General features: G+C 49.6%; 19 protein-coding genes. 6 read left to right on the top strand and 13 right to left on the bottom strand.

The genetic code is table 11. The features are described from left to right. Positions 1 to 24: 24 nt before the first annotated feature. A complete protein-coding gene (locus tag SPSPH_RS02900) occupies positions 25 to 1,734 on the bottom strand; it encodes a flagellar hook-basal body complex protein (protein WP_075753051.1) in 1,710 nt (569 codons plus the stop codon). Between the two features lie 105 nt (positions 1,735 to 1,839). Continuing rightward, a complete protein-coding gene (locus SPSPH_RS02895) occupies positions 1,840 to 2,283 on the bottom strand; it encodes a flagellar hook capping FlgD N-terminal domain-containing protein (RefSeq protein ID WP_083945366.1) in 444 nt (147 codons plus the stop codon). A 330-nt stretch (positions 2,284 to 2,613) separates the two neighbouring features. Here SPSPH_RS02895 and mqnE point away from each other — a divergent pair, with 330 nt between their 5' ends. The 4 genes from mqnE to SPSPH_RS02875 are packed head-to-tail and all read left to right on the top strand — an operon-like array spanning position 2,614 to position 6,478. Then, complete coding sequence (mqnE, locus tag SPSPH_RS02890) at positions 2,614 to 3,714, top strand: aminofutalosine synthase MqnE (RefSeq protein WP_373325759.1); 1,101 nt, start codon at positions 2,614 to 2,616, stop codon at positions 3,712 to 3,714. Continuing rightward, entirely contained in the window at positions 3,714 to 4,541 is an 828-nt protein-coding gene (locus SPSPH_RS02885; protein ID WP_075753047.1) for a menaquinone biosynthetic enzyme MqnA/MqnD family protein, read from the top strand. The genes mqnE and SPSPH_RS02885 overlap by 1 nt, the downstream gene beginning before the upstream one ends. A 2-nt stretch (positions 4,542 to 4,543) precedes the next feature. Next, positions 4,544 to 5,614, top strand: coding sequence for a cyclic dehypoxanthinyl futalosine synthase (gene mqnC / locus SPSPH_RS02880; RefSeq protein WP_422396975.1), 1,071 nt, complete (start codon positions 4,544 to 4,546; stop codon positions 5,612 to 5,614). 15 nt (positions 5,615 to 5,629) lie between these two features. Continuing rightward, on the top strand, positions 5,630 to 6,478 hold the full coding sequence (locus SPSPH_RS02875; RefSeq protein WP_075753045.1) for an MTAP family purine nucleoside phosphorylase: 849 nt from the start codon (positions 5,630 to 5,632) through the stop codon (positions 6,476 to 6,478). A gap of 87 nt (positions 6,479 to 6,565) precedes the next feature. Here SPSPH_RS02875 and SPSPH_RS02870 read toward each other — a convergent pair whose 3' ends face one another. Next, positions 6,566 to 7,501, bottom strand: coding sequence for a DUF1848 domain-containing protein (locus SPSPH_RS02870; protein ID WP_075753043.1), 936 nt, complete (start codon positions 7,499 to 7,501; stop codon positions 6,566 to 6,568). Positions 7,502 to 7,682: 181 nt separating this feature from the next. On the opposite strand from SPSPH_RS02870, the gene SPSPH_RS02865 reads away from it, so the two are divergent. Both SPSPH_RS02865 and SPSPH_RS02860 read left to right on the top strand, forming a co-directional pair. After that, positions 7,683 to 8,366, top strand: coding sequence for a DNA alkylation repair protein (locus tag SPSPH_RS02865; RefSeq protein WP_075753041.1), 684 nt, complete (start codon positions 7,683 to 7,685; stop codon positions 8,364 to 8,366). Positions 8,367 to 8,464: 98 nt separating this feature from the next. Then, positions 8,465 to 8,626: a DUF1540 domain-containing protein gene (locus SPSPH_RS02860; RefSeq protein WP_075753039.1), complete on the top strand. Its 162-nt coding sequence runs from the start codon at positions 8,465 to 8,467 to the stop codon at positions 8,624 to 8,626. Between the two features lie 51 nt (positions 8,627 to 8,677). On the opposite strand, the gene SPSPH_RS02855 is transcribed toward SPSPH_RS02860, so the two are convergent. From SPSPH_RS02855 to SPSPH_RS02810, 10 genes are all read right to left on the bottom strand, one after another. Next, entirely contained in the window at positions 8,678 to 9,892 is a 1,215-nt protein-coding gene (locus SPSPH_RS02855; RefSeq protein WP_075753037.1) for an ABC transporter permease, read from the bottom strand. 1 nt (position 9,893) lies between these two features. Continuing rightward, entirely contained in the window at positions 9,894 to 10,577 is a 684-nt protein-coding gene (locus SPSPH_RS02850) for an ABC transporter ATP-binding protein (RefSeq protein WP_075753034.1), read from the bottom strand. A gap of 32 nt (positions 10,578 to 10,609) precedes the next feature. After that, the gene (locus SPSPH_RS02845; protein WP_075755912.1) at positions 10,610 to 11,692 is read right to left on the bottom strand and encodes an efflux RND transporter periplasmic adaptor subunit; all 1,083 of its coding nucleotides are present in this window, start codon (positions 11,690 to 11,692) and stop codon (positions 10,610 to 10,612) included. Positions 11,693 to 11,709: 17 nt separating this feature from the next. Further along, positions 11,710 to 12,981 (bottom strand): TolC family protein, encoded by a 1,272-nt coding sequence (locus SPSPH_RS02840; protein WP_075753032.1) that lies wholly within the window; start codon positions 12,979 to 12,981, stop codon positions 11,710 to 11,712. 143 nt (positions 12,982 to 13,124) lie between these two features. After that, positions 13,125 to 16,238, bottom strand: a complete 3,114-nt coding sequence (locus SPSPH_RS02835) for an EAL domain-containing protein (RefSeq protein ID WP_075753030.1) — start codon at positions 16,236 to 16,238, stop codon at positions 13,125 to 13,127. Positions 16,239 to 16,525: 287 nt separating this feature from the next. Further along, the gene (locus SPSPH_RS02830) at positions 16,526 to 17,797 is read right to left on the bottom strand and encodes a sensor histidine kinase (protein ID WP_075753028.1); all 1,272 of its coding nucleotides are present in this window, start codon (positions 17,795 to 17,797) and stop codon (positions 16,526 to 16,528) included. Between the two features lie 2 nt (positions 17,798 to 17,799). Then, entirely contained in the window at positions 17,800 to 18,474 is a 675-nt protein-coding gene (locus SPSPH_RS02825; RefSeq protein ID WP_075753026.1) for a response regulator transcription factor, read from the bottom strand. 260 nt (positions 18,475 to 18,734) lie between these two features. Then, a complete protein-coding gene (locus SPSPH_RS02820; RefSeq protein ID WP_075753011.1) occupies positions 18,735 to 18,995 on the bottom strand; it encodes a hypothetical protein in 261 nt (86 codons plus the stop codon). Between the two features lie 249 nt (positions 18,996 to 19,244). Continuing rightward, entirely contained in the window at positions 19,245 to 20,906 is a 1,662-nt protein-coding gene (locus SPSPH_RS02815) for a ribonuclease J (RefSeq protein ID WP_075753009.1), read from the bottom strand. Positions 20,907 to 21,221: 315 nt separating this feature from the next. Next, a complete protein-coding gene (locus SPSPH_RS02810) occupies positions 21,222 to 21,998 on the bottom strand; it encodes an SDR family NAD(P)-dependent oxidoreductase (protein WP_075753007.1) in 777 nt (258 codons plus the stop codon). Positions 21,999 to 22,102: the final 104 nt, after the last annotated feature.

Below are 22,102 nucleotides of genomic sequence, written 5' to 3'. Positions count from 1 at the left end.
GCATTCTCTCCTAACTAAGGCAAATTATCGCACCATATTAATGACGGCCTGGAGGCATTCGTCAGACGCAGAAATAATCTTACTGTTGGCCTGATAGGCACGTTGGGTAATCATCATTTCAGCAAATTGTTCGGACAAATCCACATTGGACATTTCCAGCGTACCGGCGCTCAAACTGCCGGTACCCGAGCTGCCGGCGATAACACCGCCGGTGAATGCGCCTGAGTTTACGGTAGTGGTGTACAGGTTATCGCCGATTTTTAAGAGACCTGCCGGATTGGTGAAGTTGGCCAGGGCAATAATCCCCAGCGGCTGGGTATAACCGTTACTGTAAACTCCGGTGATTACCCCGTCTGAGCCGATGCTGAAATCGTCAAGCGTCCCGGCCGGGTAGCCGTCCGAAGTATTGGTCAGGCTGGCAGTATTGGCAGATGTGCTCACCTGGGTCATATCCAGCGCAACCGAAAAAGCAGCCGCACTGGCATTGGAGTTGGTTGGGGTCAGCGTAATGGACGGCGTAGCATCATAGGCATCGTTGGTTGTGATGATCTTGCCGTTTTTATCAAAAGCCAGCAAACCGCTGCCGTTAACAGACAAATTGCTGTCCGCGGTATCAGCCTCCCACTGCCAGTAAGTTACCGGATTGTCAGGATCAGAACTGTCAACATAGCTTTTATATAAACTTACCTGAACATTGTAAGCGTTGCCCAGCGAATCATACACCGTCAGGGTTGTGGTTCCGTCTGCCTCCAGATTAGAGGTATCAATCAGACCGGTAGGATTAACGGCATCAGTGCCGGTGGCGGTAAGTGTGGTATCGGCGCCGGTGGTTGCGCCCAGCAGGCCTGTTAATACTGAATTATCACCGCTCACCGTGAGTGCAGCCGTACTGCCGGCAGCACTTGTGCTTAACTGGATGTAGCCGTTTGTGCCGTCGCCGGTGGCAAAGCTTGCCGTTACACCGCTAATGGCATTCAGGCTGTCAAGAACCGTCTGAATGGTATCACCACTATTAATCGTAACGGCAGTACCGTTAACGGTAATTGTCGTTCCTGCCAGGGAACTCAAATCATCACTGACTGAGGTAAAACCGGTGGCGTTAGCCGTCGCATTGTCCGCACTGCCCAGTGTTGCCGCCGTCGCAGGAGTCACTCCCTGGGCTTCGGCCGAGGCATCGATAGCACCGGTTAAGGTCGATTTTGTCGTGGCCGAGGCGGCCAGTACCTGCTTGCCGTTAGAAAATAGATTCAAAGGTGATACCGCTTTGTCGGTATTAAACACATAGGAGCCGTCGGCCGCGATGGTAAAATCCGACCAGCCGCAGATATTATAACCGTTTACCGTTAAGTTGCCGGCAGCATCCACGCCAAAGTTGCCCGCCCTGGTAAACTGATAGTTGCTGCTGCCGCCCCCCTGCACAATAAAGTAACCGTTACCACTGATGGATACATCATTGGCATTACCTGTGGACTGGGTGCTGCCGACAGTAGTGATCGTGGTGGTAGCCGCCACACCCACCCCGGTACCAACCTGTTTGGCATTGGTACCGCCTTGGCTGGTTGTCGTATTAGCCGCTGTGGCGCCACTGAGTGTCTGACTTAACAGATCGGCAAAACTCACGGTTTGCGCTTTGTAGCCGGCGGTATTGACATTGGCAATATTATTACCGATTACATTTAGCTTGGTTTGTTGGGCTTTAAGGCCGGAGACACCGGAATAAATAGAAGTCATCATTGCAGGTTTTCCTCCTAAATTGCTATTTCCTCAGTCGTTCAGAAATAGGCGCCAGCCCCTCTTCCCAGAGTCCAGCTGACTTTTTCATACCTGTGAAAACAGGTCTTACACCTCGGCCGTGCTGTCGGTGCTGCCGCCGGCTGCGACTTCGGTAACCGCGCTAATCGCAACCTTCGTGCCGCCGATATTCAAATACGGCGTCCCGCCGCTGATAGTTACCGAGTCCACCTTGCCGGTAGTGCTGACAGTATTGCCGGAAGCATTGAGCGCCGTATAAGTGACGGTTTTGCCAATCAGATCATATGCCTGAGCGGCGTCCACACTGTTAGAAATGGTCTGCAATTGATTTAATGAAGTAAACTGAGCCATTTGTGACACATATTCCGTGCTGTCAACAGGGTCTTCCGGGTCCTGGTACTGCAATTCGGTTGCCAGCAGCTGCAGGAATGACTGGAAATCGCCAAAGGTGGAATTATCGGTTGAGCTGGTGGAAGTTGAGGTAGGGGCTGCCCAATAGGCTGTTGAACCGGAAACAGAATTAATACTCATGTTGCTATTCCTCCTTATTGTAGAGAGATATACTCCATGAATAGTTTCGCATTCGCGTGTTTACTATTTGTTTGATAATCTATTAAGAAAATATTAGTTGCCCCAAATAACGACAAAATCCCAACAGTCGGGAACTGTGGGATTTTGCCGCCAGCAGAAAAATAAGTAAGCGCCGCCTTGCCAGCCGGCACCTGCAGTTTGCTGCAACTTAGAAAAAATTCTGTAATGGCAGGAATCCGCCACTCCATCACAGAAGAGGTATAGGTATTTTTCAAAATTCGGAAATTTGTCAGGATATTGTACCTGAAGCAGAATCAGGAGATGAGCTACTTGGAAGATCAATTGCTATCCATTGAACAGAAGCTGGCCGGTGGAGAACGGCTGACGCGCGACGACGGCTTATTGCTGTTAAACAGCAATGAGTTACTGCGGATCGGCGCGCTGGCTCGTTTGGTAAAACAGCGCAAATCCGGCAATAAGGTATATTTTAATGTCAACAGGCACATTAATCTCACCAATGTCTGCAAGGCCCGCTGCAAGCTATGCGCCTTTGGCTGTGATGCCGATGCGTCACAGGCCTATGTAATGGAGCCGGAACAGGCTCTGGCCATTGCCCGCCAGGCAGTCGCCGATGCTCCGGAAATGACCGAACTGCATATTGTCAGCGGGTTGCATCCGGACAAGCCGTTTGCCTATTACGCCGATATTATCCGCGTTATTCACCGGGAGTTTCCCGCTTTGCATATAAAAGCCTTTACCGCGGTGGAAATTGCCCATTTTGCCAAAATTGCCAAACTGTCTGTCCGGGAAGTGCTTACCGTTCTCAAGGAAGCCGGCTTAAACTCCATGCCGGGGGGCGGTGCGGAAATATTAAATGACCGGGTGCGGCACATCCTCTGCCCGGATAAGGCTACTGCCGCCGAATGGCTGGAAGTGGCACGTACGGCGCATCAGCTGGGTATCCGCAGCAATGCTACCATGTTATACGGGCATGTGGAAACCCCGGAAGAACGAATTGACCATTTACTCACCTTGCGTCAGTTGCAGGATGAAACCGGCGGCTTCCAGGCTTTTATTCCCTTCCCCTTCCATCCGGAAAACACCGGGCTTAGTGACCTTAAGCGGACAACAGCCTGGGAGGATTTGAAGATGCTGGCTGTCAGCCGCCTGATGCTGGACAATTTTGATCATGTCAAAGCCTTTTGGATTATGCTGACAGTCCCCATTGCCCAGATTTCCATGGGCTTTGGCATTGATGATTTAGACGGAACGGTAGTGGAGGAAAAAATTCTGCATGCAGCAGGCGCCAAAACGGCGATAGGCATCAGCAAGCAGGAGATTATCGCTTTTATTCGCGAAACAGGCAATATTCCAGTTGAACGGGATACTTTATATCGCGAAGTGCGGGTATATGAGGGGAGCGAAGCCTGATGCGCCCCCGGGTTGGACACATTCAGTTTATTAATTGCTTACCGCTGTATTACGGGTTAGTAAAAAACGGCGTGCTGTGGGATGTGGAATTAACCAAAGACACCGCCCGAGAGCTAAGCCGCCATTTGCTGGAAGGCAGGCTGGATATTTCCCCTGTTCCCTCCATTGAATATTCCCGGAACTGGCGTGAGCTTACTTTATTGCCCAATCTGTCGGTAAGCTGCGACGGTCCGGTAACAAGCATATATTTAGTCAGCAAGCTTCCCATCCAGGAACTGCATAACCGGAAAATCGCGCTGACCAATACGTCCCGCACATCACAGGTACTGTTAAAAATTATTCTTGAAGATAAATACCGGGTGAAACCTGCTTATTTTGAGTGTCCGCCTAATTTGGGCTCCATGCTGCTGGAAGCCGATGCCGCCCTGTTAATCGGCGATGAAGCACTCCAAATTCACTGTCAGGTGCCGCAGGGGTTATATGCCTATGATTTAGGCAGCGAGTGGAAGGAACTGACCGGCTGCCGGATGGTGTTCGCCGTCTGGGCAGCCCGCCGGGGGTTTGCTGAGGAAAATCCGGAGCTTGTCCGGGAAGTACAGCGCTCTTTCGCCCATTCCATGTCCTACAGCCTGACCCATGTTGAGCAAGTGGCCAGAGATGCCGCCCGCTGGGAAGCCTTTGATGCCGCTTTTCTGCAATCCTATTTCACCACACTGCAATTCTCCTTCGATACAGACCATCAGCAGGGACTGCTGGAATATTACCGTCGGGCGCAAGCATTAGGCCATATTGCCGAAATGCCGCAGCTGACGTTTCTGGAGGTATAGTTGTGGTAAACAGCTGGCAGACAATTATCGAACAGACACTGCAAGGCCACCGGTTACAGGATGAAGAAGCCTTGGAACTGTTAACCCGGGGTGATTTGCCGGCCTTGGGACAGGCCGCCGATACCATCAGACAGCGAAAGCATCCCCAGCCCTATACCACGTTTATTGTAGACCGGAATATTAATTATACCAATGTTTGCAAAAGCCAATGCAAGTTCTGCGCCTTCTACCGGCTGGCCAGCGCCGCTGACGCGTATGTATTGGACACAGCAGAACTTCATCAAAAAATTGCCGACACTATTGCTGCCGGCGGCACTCAGATCATGCTGCAAGGCGGATTGCACCCGGAACTGCGGCTTGACTATTTTGAGAATATGCTGCGCGGCATTAAAGCAAAGTTTGCCATTACCATTCATTCCTTTTCCCCGGCGGAAATTGTTCATCTGGCCGGTCAAGCCGGCATCACCATCCGTGAGACACTGAGCCGCCTGCGTGCCGCCGGCCTGGATTCCCTGCCTGGCGGCGGCGCGGAAATATTGGATGACACTGTACGGCAACGGGTCAGTCCCCTAAAAATTTCTGTCAAGCAATGGCTGGCGGTCATGGAAACAGCCCAACAGCTGGGAATGGGCACAACGGCCACCATGGTGATAGGTATGCAGGAAACTTACCGGCAGCGCATCAATCACTTCCGGGTCATTCGTGAGCTGCAAGACCGTACCGGCGGTTTCCGGGCCTTTATCATGTGGACCTTTCAACCAGGCAATACTGAACTGGGCGGCACCAAGGCCAGTGCCTGGGATTACCTGCGGACATTGGCGGTAGCCCGGCTGTACCTTGACAATATCCCCCATTTGCAAGGCTCCTGGGTAACCCAGGGACAATCTATCGGCCAGTTAACCCTGGCCTTTGGCGCCGACGACTTAGGCAGTATTATGCTGGAAGAGAATGTCGTCCGGGCAGCCGGCACCGCCTATCAAATGTCGGTGGACAAAATGGTGGCGCTCATCCGCGCCACCGGTAAAATTCCAGCCCAGCGGAATACGGAATATGAAATTTTGAAAACTTTTTAAAGTGAGGATAAAGGATTGCAAGAAGATACCAGAAATAGGATTCCCCGGGCAAGTATTGCCATTATCGGCGGTTCCGGCACCTTATCCATGGATTTCCCGGCAGCGCTAAACCGCCCGGAGGTAGAAATACTGGGACGGGAAATGGTGTTTGACACCCCCTATGGGCCAACACCGCCCTTGCTCTTATTCCGCCAGGGTGATAAACAGGTGCTGACCTGCCGGATGCACGGCTGGCGCTCGGGAATTAACCGGGCTGACGCTTCCCGGCAGATTTTTTGGCTGTTTCGTGAAGCCGGCGTGAAAAAAATACTGGCAGAAGGCGGCGTGGGCACGGTCAATCATTTGCTTGACCCCCGGGATATGGTGATTGCCTCCGATTATATTGATCAATCCATGCGCAAGGATGTAGGTCTGGAGGGACATTATCTGCTCATTATGCGGCAGGCCCTTTGTCCGCACCTGCGGCAGGAATTAATTACAGCCGCCGAAGCCAGGCCCCTGCACCGGGTTTTTCGCCGGGGAGTGTATGCCGTAACCGATGGGCGGCATTTTGAAAGCCCTGCCGAAGTGGCTATGTTAAAAGGACACGCCGATATTATCGGTCAAAGTCTCTGCCCGGAAGTGTACCTGGCCCGGGAAATCGGCGCTTGTTATGCCGGGTTGTATACGATTGTCAATTACGGCGAAGGTGTGGTAAAAGATTGGGACCATAGTGAATTAAGTCAAATCTTCTATGATGATGCCGATAAGATCGGGCAGGTTTTATTGGATGTCATCAGCCGGCTGGACGATAAGCAAACCTGCGGCTGTGCCGATTTGCGCAAACCGACATTATTAAAAAAAGTATATGGCCCGTCAAGTTAGCACAAATGGCAAAATAGCAGGGCTGAGCAGAAACATCCCGTTTCTACCCAGCCCTGTTATTGTTGTCATTTACGCTGGCCGCTGCTGCTAAAACAATGAAATGTGCGGGACTTTAAGCGAGTTGGCCCTTCTGTCTGTTATAATTTCGTCTCCGCGAAGCTGGTCCAGCAGCGGCGAGTGAGGATCATGCCCCCGCATAGCCTGACATACCATGTTTTCACTTGTCGTAGCATAGCAATAAACGCAGCCGTGAGAGCAGCAGTTATAAGCGCCAATATCAATGCTTTCAATACATTGACAAGCCGGACGCTGGTTGGGGTCTTTTTTCGCGCATAAGGAGCAGCCGAGAATATGCTCAAGCAAGCCCTGGTCAATACAGGCAGCATGAGCAATGCCATAGGAGGCAAAGTCGATGGTCTCAGAACAGGTCGCCAGCGTCAGCTTGTGCCGTTTGGCAATTTGGGCGAAGCCCTGCGCCAGCTGGTTCATGTGCAGGGTGTTTATCTCGCAGACGGCAAACGGCTTCAGCCGCTCCCGGATTTTCGCGTACAGATCGATAAAGCTGAAAACGCATTTTTGGGTATAAGCGGCCAGCTTACCGCACAGCCGGTCAAATTCTGCCAAATGATACTGCACGGAAAAATCGCTGCTGATTATTACCGGATCATAGCGCCAGACTACGCGGTGGCTGCCAATCTTATCGCTTATGTGCCGGAAGGTTTCCATGATTTCCGCTTTGGCCGGCAGCCCTGTTTCTACCTGCCGGTCATAGGGCGTCAGGGTAAACTGAAAATAATACCGGTAGCCCAGCGCATCAATGATATTCAGCCGGTCCAGCATTGGCCGGGGATTTTTTGTCCAGAACACAATGCAGTCAACAACCTCCGGGTTCAGGACAACCTTGGCGATGCGCCTGGGATTTCTTGGATTTTTAACATAGACGAACCCCTGGTGCAGCCGGTTAATGAACCAATCGGCATAAAAGGCCGGAATATCTGTGCGCCTGCTGGCACTTATAATCAATTCTCATCACCATTCATCTTTAGTTTGTATATTTGTTCAGGATGGATAGCTTATTATTCCTATTGTAACAGAGACTTTCGCCTATGTCTTTCAGTATTTCACCTGGTCATGCCAGAAATACTATTAACTTACCAGCTATAATAAAGCAAAGCAAGCTTAATCAAACTATGAGGAGTATGTAATGAAAAAAACGATAAAAGAACGCCTCACTGAGTTGGCCGATGAGGAATACCGGCAGTTTCACAGCAAATTGATTCCCGGTACGGATAATGTGCTGGGTGTGCGTCTGCCGCGCTTGCGCGAACTGGCCAAAGAACAGGCCAAAGGCGATTGGCAGGACTATTTATTGACAGCCAAAGATGACTATTACGAAGAAACCATGCTCCAGGCACTGGTAATCGGTCACATCAGAACAGATATTGCGGCAACACTGCGCTATATCGCAGCCTTTGTGCCCAAGATCAACAATTGGGCGGTGTGTGACAGCTTTTGCAGCAGCTTGAAAATCACAAAAAAGTATCAGGAACAGGTCTGGGAATTTCTACAACCCTATCTGGTGTCGCCCAAAGAGTTTGAATTACGGTTTGGCGTTGTAATGCTGCTGAATTATTATATCGAAGACAAGTACATTGATCAGGTTATAGCCCATTTAGACAATGCCAGGCATGAGGGGTATTACGTCAAAATGGCAGTAGCCTGGGCCCTGTCTGTTTGCTTTGTCAAATATCAGGAGAAAACCATGGCCTATTTACAGCAGAGTACGCTGGACAATTTTACTTACAATAAAGCCCTGCAGAAAATTCTGGAATCCTATCGTGTAAACCAGGAAACCAAGGATCTGATACGCCGGATGAAGCGAAAGTAAAGGATACCTGATGAAACTGGACAAAGCTTGCTCACATATTTTTTTATATTCATGCCATACTAATTTTGGACTGTCAAAAGAAATGGAGGTGAATATATATGGCTTTATCTGGTGTAAAATGTAAAGTTTCCAGCTGTAAACACTGGAAATCAGGAGAGCAATGTGATGCTTCCGCCATTGAAGTGAATGTTGATGGCGGCGGTTCAAACGCTCGGCAAAGTGAGCAAACCAACTGTCGTACCTTCCAGATGAAAAATTAAACCTTTGCAGCCAAGTATGGCAAAGCCGTCCGGTAACCGGACGGCTTTAAATTATTCGTAGCGTAAGGCGTCAATGGGGTTTAGGAGAGCTGCTTTCCGCGCAGGGTACAGGCCGAAGAAGAGCCCGATGCCTACAGAGAAAGCAAAGGAAATGATAATCGGCAGTGGGGTGATGACGGTATTCCAGCCGGCGACAGAGGAAATGCCATAGGAAGCGCCGATACCGACGGCGATACCGATAGCGCCGCCAACAACGCCGATTACCACAGCCTCAATCAGAAACTGCATGAGGATATTGGAATATCTGGCTCCCAGGGCTTTGCGAATACCAATTTCCCTTGTCCGTTCGGTAACAGATACCAGCATAATGTTCATAATGCCGATGCCGCCTACCAGCAGGGAAATGCCGGCAATGCTGCCCAGCAGCATAGTAATGGTGGCTGTGGTTTCCTGGGCTGTTTCCATGACACTGGCCAGATTACGTACGGTAAAGTCGTTCTCCTGGTCACCGGTAATACCGTGCCGGGCTCGCAGCAGGCTGGTAATACCCTCCTGCACCTGATCTACAGCCTCAGAGTCGGCGGCCTGCACGCTAATGGACTGGACATGGGTAATGCCCATCATCCGCTCCTGGGCGGTAGTCAGCGGAATAATAACCGTATCGTCCTGATCCTGCCCCCCGGCTGACTGGCCTTTGCTTGCCAGTACGCCAATAATCGTAAACGGTGCATTATTAATCCGGATGCTTTTCCCTACCGGATTTACATTTTCAAACAGGTTGGCGGCAACAGTAGCACCAATTACCGCCACCCGGTTGCGGGCATTTAAATCGTCGTTGGTAATAAAACTGCCGGCTTCAACACTTACATTGCGCACTTCCATATATTCCGGCGTGGTCCCCTGGACGCTGGTTGTCCAGTTCATATTACCGGCAACCATTTGATACTGGCTGCTGACAGCGGGGGCAATGGCGGCAATGCCGTCTACATCACGGGCTATTGCCTGCGCGTCCTTGAGTGTCAAGGTTGTCTTGGTGCCGGCTGCCCCCCGTACGCCGGAGGAAGAAGAAGCGCCAGGCATAACGATGATAAGATTGCTGCCTAAGCTGGCAATCGAAGTTGAAATTTTATCTCTTACTCCCATGCCAATGGACACCATGGCAATAACCGCGCCAACTCCAATGATAATGCCAAGCATGGTAAGGATGGAGCGCAGCTTATTGGAGACCAGTGCATCCAAGGCTATTTTTACACTTTCCCAAAACACATTACTCCTCCCTTTCTGTATCCCGGACAATAAGCCCGTCCCGGACATGAATTACCCGTTTGGCATGGGCGGCAATATCAGGCTCATGGGTTACCAGGATAATGGTACGGCCGGCGGCATGAAGGCTCTTAAAAATACCCATAACCTCATCACCGGATTTAGTATCCAGCGCGCCGGTAGGTTCGTCGGCCATCAGAATGGAGGGTTCATTGACCAGCGCCCGGGCAATGGCCACCCGCTGGCGCTGACCGCCTGACAGTTCGTTAGGCAGATGATCCATCCTGTTTTCCAAGCCGACAGACGCCAGAGCAGCGGCTGCCCGTTCCTTCCGTGCTTTGGCATTCACCCCGGCATACACCAGCGGTAAAGCAACATTATCCAGCGCCGAAATCCGGGGCAGTAAATTAAAGTTTTGGAAAACAAAACCGATTTTTTTATTCCGGGTCAACGCCAGCTGATCGTCATTGAGTGATGATACTTCCTGCCCGTCCAGCAAATATGACCCGCTGGTCGGGCGGTCCAGGCAGCCCAGTATATTCATCAAAGTGGATTTGCCGGAGCCTGACGGTCCCATGATGGCGGTAAATTCGCCTGCACGGATATCCAGGCTGACACCGGCCAGGGCCGCCACCACGGTGTCGCCCATTTGATAGGTTTTGATAATCTCGGTTAATGCAATTGTCATGCTATGACCCCCTTATACACAGTGGCCCGGTACTAGAACATCGGGCGTCCGCCGCGTCCTCCCTGCTGACCAGCGGTCTGTGCCTTTGTGCTGACTTGCGATAAAACCACTTTATCGCCTTCATTTACGCCGCTGATAATTTCCACCCGGTCATCCCCGGTATTGCCGGTCTTGACCGGAACATTCTGCGTCTTGCCGTCCGGTCCGGCAACAATAACGTATTTTCCTGTTTTATCTGAGCGTATTGCCGCCAGCGGCAGAGTCAGCACGCCTTTATTTTCACTGACAGTAACCGACACTCTGGCAACCATGCCGGGATTTAAGAGATTTTCGGCGTCGGCTACATCAATGGTTACCGGATAATAAGTAACATTCTGGGAAACCGTGGCTTTACGGGAAATAGTAGTGACTATACCTTTAAATTCTTTGTCAGGATAAGCATCCACCGTAAAGCTGACTTTTTGCCCCAGCTCGATTTTGCCAATATCGGTCTGGTCTACGTTGGCTTCAATCTGCATTTTTGACATATCGGCCACTGTCAGGATGACGGTTGGATTGTTAACCCCCTGGGCTACCAGTTCGCCGGCTGACAACGGTTGGCCGATGACGCTGCCTGTCATGGGTGAGACAATCACGGTATCATCCAGCTTAGACATAACCTCGTCATAGTTGGCCTGGGCAATATTATATTCCATGCTGGCATTATCCAGCGTCTCTTGCGAAGCACCGCCAATGCGGGTCAGCCTGGAGGTCCGCTGATATTTCAGCGCAGCGTTGTCCAGCCGTTCTTTGGCCTGGGTTACCTGGGCCTGCATCTGGGTATCTTCCAGAATAACAAGCACCTGCCCGGCCTCTACCACTTCATTCTCTTTGACCTTAACCTCTTTGATATGTGCCGTTATCTTGGAACTGATGTCAACACTGTCAACCGCCTTGATGGTGCCTGTTGCTTCCACCTCTGAGGTAAGATCCCGGCGCTCGACCTGTATAGTCTGCTGCGGTGCGGCGACAGGCTGGCTCTTGCTTTGATAATAGTACCCGCCGCCGGCCATAGCAGCCACAGCGATGACCACCATGCTGATTGTTTTTTTATGGTTTGCGATTTTTTGCCACATTGTTGTTACCTCCGCCATCATAGAGTATCCGCTCCCGCGCCCATCGCTTTATCCAGTTTGGCTTTATTGACATTATAATCATAAAGCGCCTGCACATGGTTGGTCTTGGCCTGCGTCAGCGCCAGCTGCGCGTCAAAAACGTCAAGATTGGTTGCAGCACCGGCTTTATAGGTTTCCTGCGCAATATACAGGTCTTCGTTGGCTTTGTTTACCGTCACTTCGGTGGTTTGCAGACGTTTTTCCGCTTCTTTCATGTTAAGGTAGCTTTGGCGTACTTCCTGTTCAATGGTATTGGCCGTCTGCTCAGCCTCCAGCCGGGCTTTGTTGAACGAAGACTCGGCCTGATTGATTTGGGACTTGGTTACACCGGCATCGAAAATATTCCAGCTTGCCGAAGCGCCCACCGACCAGTTGGCGTCATTGTCAGGCAGCAGCCGGTCATCCCAGCCGGTGGAAGCCGACAGCGACACCGACGGACGTTTATTGCTTTCCGCAATCTTGATATCTTTCTCGGCACTATCAATGCTTAGCTGGGCCTGAACGGCTTCCGGACGGTTTTGCCGGGCAAAGGCCATGGCTTCCTGCAGACTGCGGGTATCGGCCTGATAGTTAAGTTCGCCCTGTAATTGAACCTCAGTGCCTGCGTCCATGTTCATGGTAGTAAGCAGGTCAGCTACCGCCAGTTCATACTGGTTTTGCGCCTTAATCAGGTTCTGCTCCGCATTGGCGACTTCTACCTCAGAACGCAGAACCTCGGCTTTAGCGGCGACACCTTCCTGGTATTTTGCCTGCACTATGTCCAGATGGGCCTTAAGATTGGCGACACTCTCCTCATTCACGGCCTGCATATTTTTAGCCTCAAGCACGCTATAGTAATTTGTCGTAGCGTCTAAAATGAGCTGCTGCCTGGTTTTCTCCACCTGCAAATCGGCACTGCGCACACCGATTTGAGCCTGTTCAATCCTGGCTTCGGTTTTTCCACCGCTGTACAGCTGCCAGTTCATTCGCAAACTGTTATTAAAACTGTCTTTATCCTTGTCCGAACTGCCCTGGTAATCATAACTGCTGCCAAGAGAAACAGTCGGCTTTTTGCCGGCTTTGGTTTCATCGACACTAAACTCTGATCTCTTTTTATCCTCACCGGCAATATGAATAGACGGGTTATTCTTCAGCGCATAAGTAATACTGTCTTGCAACGACAGTTCAACAGGTGCGGCAAAGGACAGAGTATGTTGTAAGAAAATCAGACCCGCAGTAATGTACGCAGCCTTATTCTTTAATTTAAACATGGGCTAGCAGCCTCCTACCTTAAAATTCTAGCTTACTCATTAGTGTTATTGTAGTAAAGCTTTCTTTGAATTTCCTTAGATTTATGCGAACAGGCTCAAGCAGCAATCATCCGCTTGCCGCTTGAGCCTGTTTCGCACATATTTTACTGTTTAAGCAAAGACATGGCCGCTTCTTCTGCAAGCGGTTTACTGAAAACATAACCTTGAATATGGTCACAGCCGGCCTTTGTCAGTATTGCCAGCTGTTCTTCTGTTTCCACGCCTTCAGCCACTACACTCATCCCCAAAGTATGCCCTAAATCAATAATTGAACCTACTACCTGCAACTGTACTTCATCACTGCTAATCTTGTCAATAAAGGATTTATCTATCTTTAATATCCCTACAGGCAAACTTCTTAAATAGGTTAACGAAGAGTATCCTATGCCAAAATCATCCAGCGCCAGGTTCACGCCAATATCCCGCAATTGACAAAGCTTGTGAACACTGTCTTCCATGGATTCAATGAAAACACTTTCCGTAATCTCAATTTCGATTTGTCCCGGCTTGATGCCGGCAGCCTCAATACTGGTGCGGACACAAGCAACAAAGTCCTCAGACATAAGCTGCCGTGGTGATATGTTCATCGCCACCTGAATATGCTCCTGGCCGCTGTCGGCCAGTCGCCGGGCAAAGCGGCAGGCTTCCTGCAATACCCATTGACCGATAGGCAGAATCAGTCCGCTTTGCTCAGCAAGGGGAATAAAGCGGGCCGGCGAAACGAAACCGTAGTCAGAACTATTCCACCGCAGCAGGGCCTCAAAGCCGACAATACGTCGGTCTGCTGCCGCAAACTGCGGCTGATAATACAGATAAAACTCCCCCCGCTCCAAGCCCCGGCGGAGTCTATTGGTTAACATCATTTTTTCATAGGCCGCTTTCAGCATACTGGACTTATAAAAACGCCAGCAGTTCCTTCCTGCCTGCTTGGCGGCATACATGGCACTGTCAGCCTTTTTCATCAATTCCTCGGCCATAACACCATCCTCCGGATATACAACCAGCCCCACACTTGCCGACAGGTGCAGCTTCTCAAGTGCTACCTCATACTCCTTGCAAAGTTCGCCAACCGTCTTGTCGGCAATTTGCGCCGCTCTGTCCCGGCTGTTTATTCCCGGTACAACAACAAAAAACTCGTCACCGCTAATGCGGGATACAAAAGCCTTTTCGCCAACAGCGGCAACAATATGCCGGCTGGCGGAAACAATGACAGTATCACCAAAGGAATGGCCAAAATTATCATTGACTGATTTAAGATCATCAATATCAATAAACAAAATGACACCGGCCGATTCACCGGCACGAGCCTTCTCCAGCTCTGCTTCAAGGTAATGGGTTAAACTGGCACGGTTCGGCAGCCCTGTCAATATATCGTGATAGGCAAGCTGCCTGATATCCTTCTGGACAAGGTATCGTTCCAGTGCTATCGAGGCCAGGTCGCCAAACTGACGCAGCCCTGCTAAATCCTCCTCACTGATAGGCTGTATTACCTGCTGCCAGCTTATTGTCAGGACGCCTTTCACTTTACCGGCCTGCTTCAGAGGAACCATAATCACACTGCTTATCAAATCACTCAAGCAGCAGTGTTCAACCCGTTCAGGATATTTACGGTAATCCTCAATATAGAAAATTTCACCGGTATTGTAAACATGCCCTTTCATTCCGGTTTGCGCCGGCTGGGGCTCACGGATAAGGGGGGTATCAATCCCAATGATATGATGAATATAAAAATGCTTGCCCTCAGCATCGAACAAACCGATATAACCGACCATCCCGCCAAGCAACTGAACGGCATTATGTAAAATAACCCGAAGAATATCTTCTGTTTCATCTTCCTCAACAGGCTGTGTTAAGAGACCAGTGATCGCCTGGTATTGCCGTTCCCGCAATAACAGCTTGTTTTCGGTCTTACGCCTGGCTTCGTTTTCATCAAGTAAGCGGTAATTGGTATCTTCGAGCGTTTCATTCACAGCTGTCAATTCCTCATTCATGGCTGTCATTTCCTGGTTAGCAGCCCCCAGCTGTGCCGTTCGCGCCTCAACCAATTCTTCCAAACGCTCACGATGCTGACGCAGTTCAGCTACCATCTGATTAAAGTTTGCCGCCAATATAGCAATTTCATTGGACGAATTGGTTGTAAGCCGTACTGCTAAATCACCCTCCTTGATTCGGTTAGTGGCATTTACAATATCCAGCAAAGGATCGGTTATTTTCCGCGAAAACCAGATGGTCAACAATGCTGAAAGAGCAATGACCAGGATGCCGACAAGGGTAGTCTTTACGGTCACATAACTCATAAAAGCCATAACGGCGCTTTTCTTTTGTACAACAATCAGACTCCAGGGGTCAGATGCTCCCGGCAGGGAAATGGTTCTGTAAGCACATATATACTCTTTACCGTCAAGCGCAGTGTATTCCCCCACTCCCACCTTACCTGCCATAACTTCGGCAACAATCGCCTGCAAAGAAGCTGTGCCTTCAAAACTAATCTCTTCGGTGATTTCATTATTCTTGTCATCTCTTAGCACTTTACCGTCGGCATCCCGCAATAATACCTTTTTCTTCATGGTTCTGTAATTATACAGTTCAGCAACCTGTCTCCGGTCAGGATGGGCAATCACCGCCCCGTCGCCATCTAACAGATAGGCGTAGCTGCCTTCCCCGGAATTGTAGTTCTCAACCATCTGCTGGATTTTCCTGACTTCAATATCGGCCATAAGCAGGCCGGCTAATTTACCTTCATTATATATGCCATGCACAATGGTGGTGATAGGAGACTCGGAGGATATGGAATAATAGGTTTGGGAGATGTATGGCTTTCTCTCGGCCATAAATTTTTTAAACCACCAGCGTTCAAACCGGTTGGTTGGCGGCCCCTTTGAGCGGGCTAACTGATCTCCATTCAGTTGCGTCACAGCCAAAACTTGAAAAAATGGCTGCTCCCAGGTAATATCCACTAATAATTCCCGTTGTTTGGCAATATCTAATTTTTCCAACCCGGAATATTCGGCCAGCATCTGATTAACATTGTAAGCATTTTGCATAAACTGAGCAATGTTGGCTGCCAGACTTTCCGCCATAACCGAGTTATTATGATGCATTTTCCTTTCATAATCTTCTGAGACTAAAGAGTAACTAATCGCCAGAGTGGAAACCATGGCTAACAAAATCAACGAACATATAATTAATGTCAATTGCCAGCGAATTGAGAAAAACATACAGAATCACTCTTCCGTACCAGTAGTCCGCCAAGTCTAAAGCCAGAGGATGAAAGCACACTATGGATTTGGGCTTAGCGGACTACTATATTTTCGTATCAATTAAATTATATGTACCTTTCTCTGTTTTTTCGACAATTCCTTGCAAAAAGCGTCTTTTAAAAAAATTTCATTCAAATCTAAGGGAGAGTGACTTCTCTTCATAAAAATAAATCGCACTGACTCCCCTTTCCCTAAGCGGCAGTCAGCGCGATTGCAAATATGGGTCCACTGAAACGGTTACAGCCTTAAGGCAGCTTTTTAACCGGCAAGACAATACTGAACTTGGTACCACCACCAGGCCTGCTCTCTACTCCGATTTTCCCGTCATGCTGCTCTACAATCCATTTGGCAATCGAAAGCCCCAGACCGCTGCCGCCTTTTTCCCGTGAACGAACTTTATCTCCCCGGTAAAACCGGTCAAATACGCGGGGTAAATCCTCGGCCGCTATTCCCTGTCCGGAATCTTCCACAGTCACGATCAGACTATTCCCCTGTTTATTGCCGGTAATTACAATCTCGCCAGGCGGCGGCGTATACTTTATCGCATTATCCAGCAGGATGACCAGCAATTGGTGCAATCGCTCCCGGTCTGCCGTCAATTCCAGCCGGTCACCGGTTGCTGCCCGCAGGGTAAGTCCCTCCATCTCTGCCAACGGCATAAACTGTCCGGCAATCATCTCAATTAATTCATTCAAATTTACCAGGCCTAATTTGATTTCAGACTGATTGGCATCCGATCTTGCCAGGGTTAACAAATCGGCAACCAATTTGGTCATACGTCTGACTTCCCGGACAATGTTGGTTACCCGGATACTTTCTTCTTCCACCGTATGGCTTGGATGGCGCAGCATAAGCTCGGCATTGCTATTAATTACAGCCAGCGGTGTACGCAATTCGTGCGAAGCGTCGGCAACAAACTGCTGCTGCCTTTCCCAGGATTCCTGGATGGGAACCATAGCCCGCCTTGCCAGCGAATATCCGGCAAGAATGATACTCAGCATCCCGATTACCAGTCCGCCGACAATAATAATAAGCAAGTTCCGCAGAGAATCATATTCGGAATCCACGACGCTTACGGCAATGACATTCCGTACATCAATGGAACCTTGCTCGGTCTCAAGGACAGTCTCATCATACCGGTACGGAATACTAATCACCCGGTAAGCATGATTTTCCAGTTCCCGGGTCTGAATTTGCCCTGGCGGTAAATGGGCGACCAGTTCTGCCAGGTGCTCGACATCTACCTCCTCGTTGCGGAATACTCTGACCAGCCTTCCCTGGTCATCCTGCAGCAGGGTAAAGATACGCGGATCAAATAAAGCGCGATTCCGGACCGGAGGCGCCAGTCTGCCGCCGGCTATTTTAAAATTATAGGCCCTGAACCGCATGGCTTCATCCACTTTGTCAAACAGACGATAGGAAACATAGCCATAAATGACTGTCCCGAAAATCACGAAAATCAGCAAAAACACTATAGAATTCATGGCCGATAGCCGGCGCAGCGTGCGATTAAACATGACTACTTCTCCTTAAACATAAAACCGGCGCCGCGTACGGTACGCAGCAGGTTATCATGTCCGGATTGAGCCAGCTTTTTACGAAGATAGTGAATATATAAGTCGACAACACTAATGGTAGTTTCCGACTCAAAACCCCAGACACGGTCAAATATTTGCTCTCTGGTTAAAATCTGTTCTTTATTTAATACCAGAAATTCCAGCAAATCATACTCTTTGGTAGTTAACCCCAAGGCCTGCCCCTCGATAAACCCGTCACGCATCTTACTGTCGATCGTAACTCCGCCATAGCTGATAGTTCCATCACTGGCCAGCGCACCTCCGCGCCTGAGCAAGGCTTTTATTCTGGCCAGCAGCTCCTGAATAGCAAAAGGCTTAACCAAATAATCATCGGCCCCGGCTTCCAGGCCATACACCTTGTCTGCCACACTGTCGCGTGCTGTCAGCAGCAAAATAGGAACTGTATTGTCAACAGCCCGAACCGCCTTAACAATTTCCAGACCGCTAATCTCAGGCAGCATAATATCCAGTATCAATAAATCATAAATTGCCTGCTGGGCTAAATATAACCCCTCATCCCCGGCAGCCGCCTCATCGGTAACGTAATTTTCCTCGGCCAGAAGAGAAATTATCGCTTCCCGTAAGGCATGATCATCTTCGACAACCAAAATTCTCATCAAACCACTCCTGCCTGTAGTATTTCCCCAATATGCCGGCGTAAAGCAAAAAACTTTACTGTATGTATGTAATATACCTTACGTCACCTAACTATTTGGATTATATAGCAGTCTTTTTCCGTCCTGCATCATTGCCATCTCCTTACATATGTCCGGTATGCGCAGCTCCTCCGCCTGACAGGGAGAAAAATTCTTGCTGTCTAATCTCAAATTTTAAGTGGCGCAAGGTATTAGTCTGCACCTACTGAAAGCGTAGGGCATTATTCTTTCCCTGTCAAGTCGGAAAGCTCTCCGGTACTGTCAAGCGGCCACGGTTCCAGCAAAATAACAGGCGGCTCCGCCTCGGCTTGTTGTTTGGCTGCAACGGCTGGCGAAGTTGTTTCCTGGATGCTGAAGACCTCTTCTATAGCTGCCGCAGGCTCTGATGCATAAATCATGGCGGCTACCGGCATAGCCATGATTAAACAGGTGGAAACCAGACTCAGCGCATTGCTGAATAAGCGTTTTAGCATTTTTTCCATCTTCCCCACCCCCAACGGTTTACTTCGATGTTTGTAGTATAGCGTAAATTTTTTTGTATTCTTTTTGAAAAACAACCTGTACGCCTAATTGCCTGTATTTTTTCGTTTGAAAAAGCTGGAAGCTCAAGCTGGCTATTCGGTTAAGAAGAGCTACTGAGGCGCGGATGCTGTCAGGTAAAACCAAGGGAGCACCTGCCGCTAGGCAGGTGCTCCCTTTAACTCATTTCCGGCCGTTAATGCCGCAACAGCCTACAAATCCATGATAATCGGTAGTATCATGGGCCTGCGTCCTGTTTTTGCAAACAAATATTTGCCCAAAGCTTCCCGAATACCGGCCTTAAGAGGTGCCCATTCGGTTATCGGCTGGTTTTCAAAACGTTCTAAAACACTTTTTACGATTTTGCGCGATTCGTCAATCAAAGCATCGGAATCACGAACATAGACAAAGCCGCGGGAAACAATATCCGGACCGTCTAAAATACAACCTCTGGCTTTGTCCAGGGTAACAACGACAATCAATACGCCGTCTTTGGATAATTGCCGCCGGTCCCGGATGACAATATTGCCGACATCGCCAACACCTAACCCGTCTACGAAAATTTTCCCGGCTGTCACTTTACCGGCAAAGCGTCCTGTCTCGGCAGTAAACTCAAAAACATGGCCGTTCTCGCCAATAAATACATTTTCCTTGGGTATTCCTATTTCAGTTGCCAGTTTTCCATGTTGTTTGAGCATCCGGTGTTCACCGTGAACAGGAATGAGGAACTTCGGCCGCACCAAATTCAGGATAAGCTTGAGCTCCTCCTGACTGCCATGGCCGGAAACGTGGATGCCTGACGATCTTTCATATACCACATGGATACCCAGGCGCAACAGCGCATCAATAGTCCTGCCCACAGACCGCTCATTGCCGGGTATGGGATTAGCAGCAATCAGCACCGTATCGCCTGGCGCCAATTCCAAGCTGCGATGGCTCCTGGAAGCCAAACGGCTAAGTGCCGCCATAGGTTCTCCCTGGCTGCCGGTAGTTAAAATCAAAATTTGGTTTTCCGGATAGCGGCCGATTTCATCGACACCAATCAGCACCCCTTCCGGTATGGTCATATACCCCAGCTCAGTAGCCTTGGTTATGACAGTTACCATGCTCCGGCCCAGCAGAGCTACTTTGCGTCCATACTCACACGCCGAATTAATGGCTTGCTGCAACCGGGATACATTGGAAGCAAAGGTAGTCAGAATAATGCGTCCCTTGGCTGAACTGAAATGTTCATCCAGCGCTTCGCTGACAGTGCGCTCTGATTTGGTGTAGCCTTCACGCTCGGCATTGGTGCTGTCAGACAGCAGCACCAGTACTCCCTGATTGCCCAGTTCGGCAAATTTGTGAATGTCGATAATCTGGCCGTCAACCGGAGTCTGATCAAGCTTAAAGTCCCCGGTATGAACAACCGTTCCCAGCGGAGTCTTTAGGTAAACCGCCAGCGCATCGGCAATGGAATGATTGACCCGGATAAAGCCAACCTCGAATTGGCCAAGAGTAATAGCATCGCCAGGGCCCACCGGAATCAGATTACGGTCAGATACAGCATACTCCTTTAGCCGGCCTTCCACTAAGCCTAAGGTAAGCCTGGAGCCATATACAGGCACATCGACCTGACGCAGCAGATAAAACAGGGAGCCAATATGGTCTTCATGCCCGTGGGTTAAGACGACTGCCTTAATCTTATCCTTGTTATCAAAAAGATAACTCATATCCGGTATCACCAAATCAATGCCCAGCATGTCTTCTTCGGGGAATGCCAAACCTGAGTCAACGATAATAATATCATCACCGTAGCGGAATACTGTCATATTCTTGCCAATTTCGCCAAGACCCCCGAGCGGAATAATTAAAAGTTTTTCGTTCTTGTTCAAGAGAACCTCCTGTAATTTTTTATTCTAGGAAAGAAAACACGGCTTGCGCCAGCCTTTGGCGGCGACGGTGGAAACCGGTGTTGTCCTTATCCTGTGTTTAAGAAAGTATTTTTTCTGTTAGGATAAAATGAGAAACTAGGACCCCCGGCAGGTCCTAGTTTTTACTCAACGTTACATTATCATCCGCACAATATGATTAAAATTAACGCCGATCACTAACTAGTGCTTATATTATATACAATCGACAGCTAATTTGCAAATTTTGGCTGGTAATGGAGATTTTATCCGATGATATCGTCAACTTGTCTCAGCCCTTCACCACTGCCAAGGGTCACCGGGGATTTGCACGGCGAACTTACCGCCGCTTATTTCTAAATCGGTGCCGGTAATATAACTGGCGGCATCGGAGGCAAGAAAGACAATCCCTGCCGCCACTTCATTAGCGGCACCGGCCCGGTTGAGCGCAATCTGCCCCAGTGTTTCTGCCGGCTGTTCAGCAAGGCGCCGGCTATTCATCTGTGTATCAATAACACCGGGGATATAGCCGTTTACGCGAATATTATAAGGAGCCAGTTCGGCAGCCAGCGTCCGCGTCAAACTGGAAATAGCCGCCTTGGAGGCAGCATAAGCTCCGCCGCCTGCCGAGGGAATAACGGCAGCATACGAAGAGGCATTTAAAATAACACCACCCTTGCCTTGCCGCATATACCGGGCTGCTACCTGCGCCCCCAGGAACACCGACTTGAGATTAACAGCCAGGATAGTATCCCAATCGGCTTCAGTCATATCCATTAACTTTGCCTTAAGAGAAATTCCCGCGTTATTTACCCATATGTCCAGTTTTCCATAGCTGTCAAAAACCGTTTGGGCAAATGCACTGATTTCCTGCCGATTGGCAGCGTCAGCCTGACAGGTTAGAATTTCCCAGCCTTGCGCTTTCATCGCAGCTTTAAGGCGTTCAAGCTTTTCCTGGCTGCGGCCGCATACCGCCACCTTGCAGCCTTCCTGAAGGAAAGCCTGTACGCAGGCTTCACCGATGCCTGCCGTACCGCCGGTAATCACCGCTACTTTTCCCGCTAAGTTTACATCCATGCTCAATACCTCCTTAGATAAGAAAAACCACTTGGGCGGTGCAGGTGGCCGCTATGCCTAAGAAGCGCCAGCGGCCCAGCGTTGGATGACGGCCGCCCGCACCA

Source organism: Sporomusa sphaeroides DSM 2875, assembly GCF_001941975.2.
In the GTDB taxonomy this organism is placed as follows: domain Bacteria; phylum Bacillota; class Negativicutes; order Sporomusales; family Sporomusaceae; genus Sporomusa; species Sporomusa sphaeroides.
Note: the sequence above shows the minus strand (reverse complement) of the source record. Positions and strands in the feature narration are given on the sequence as shown.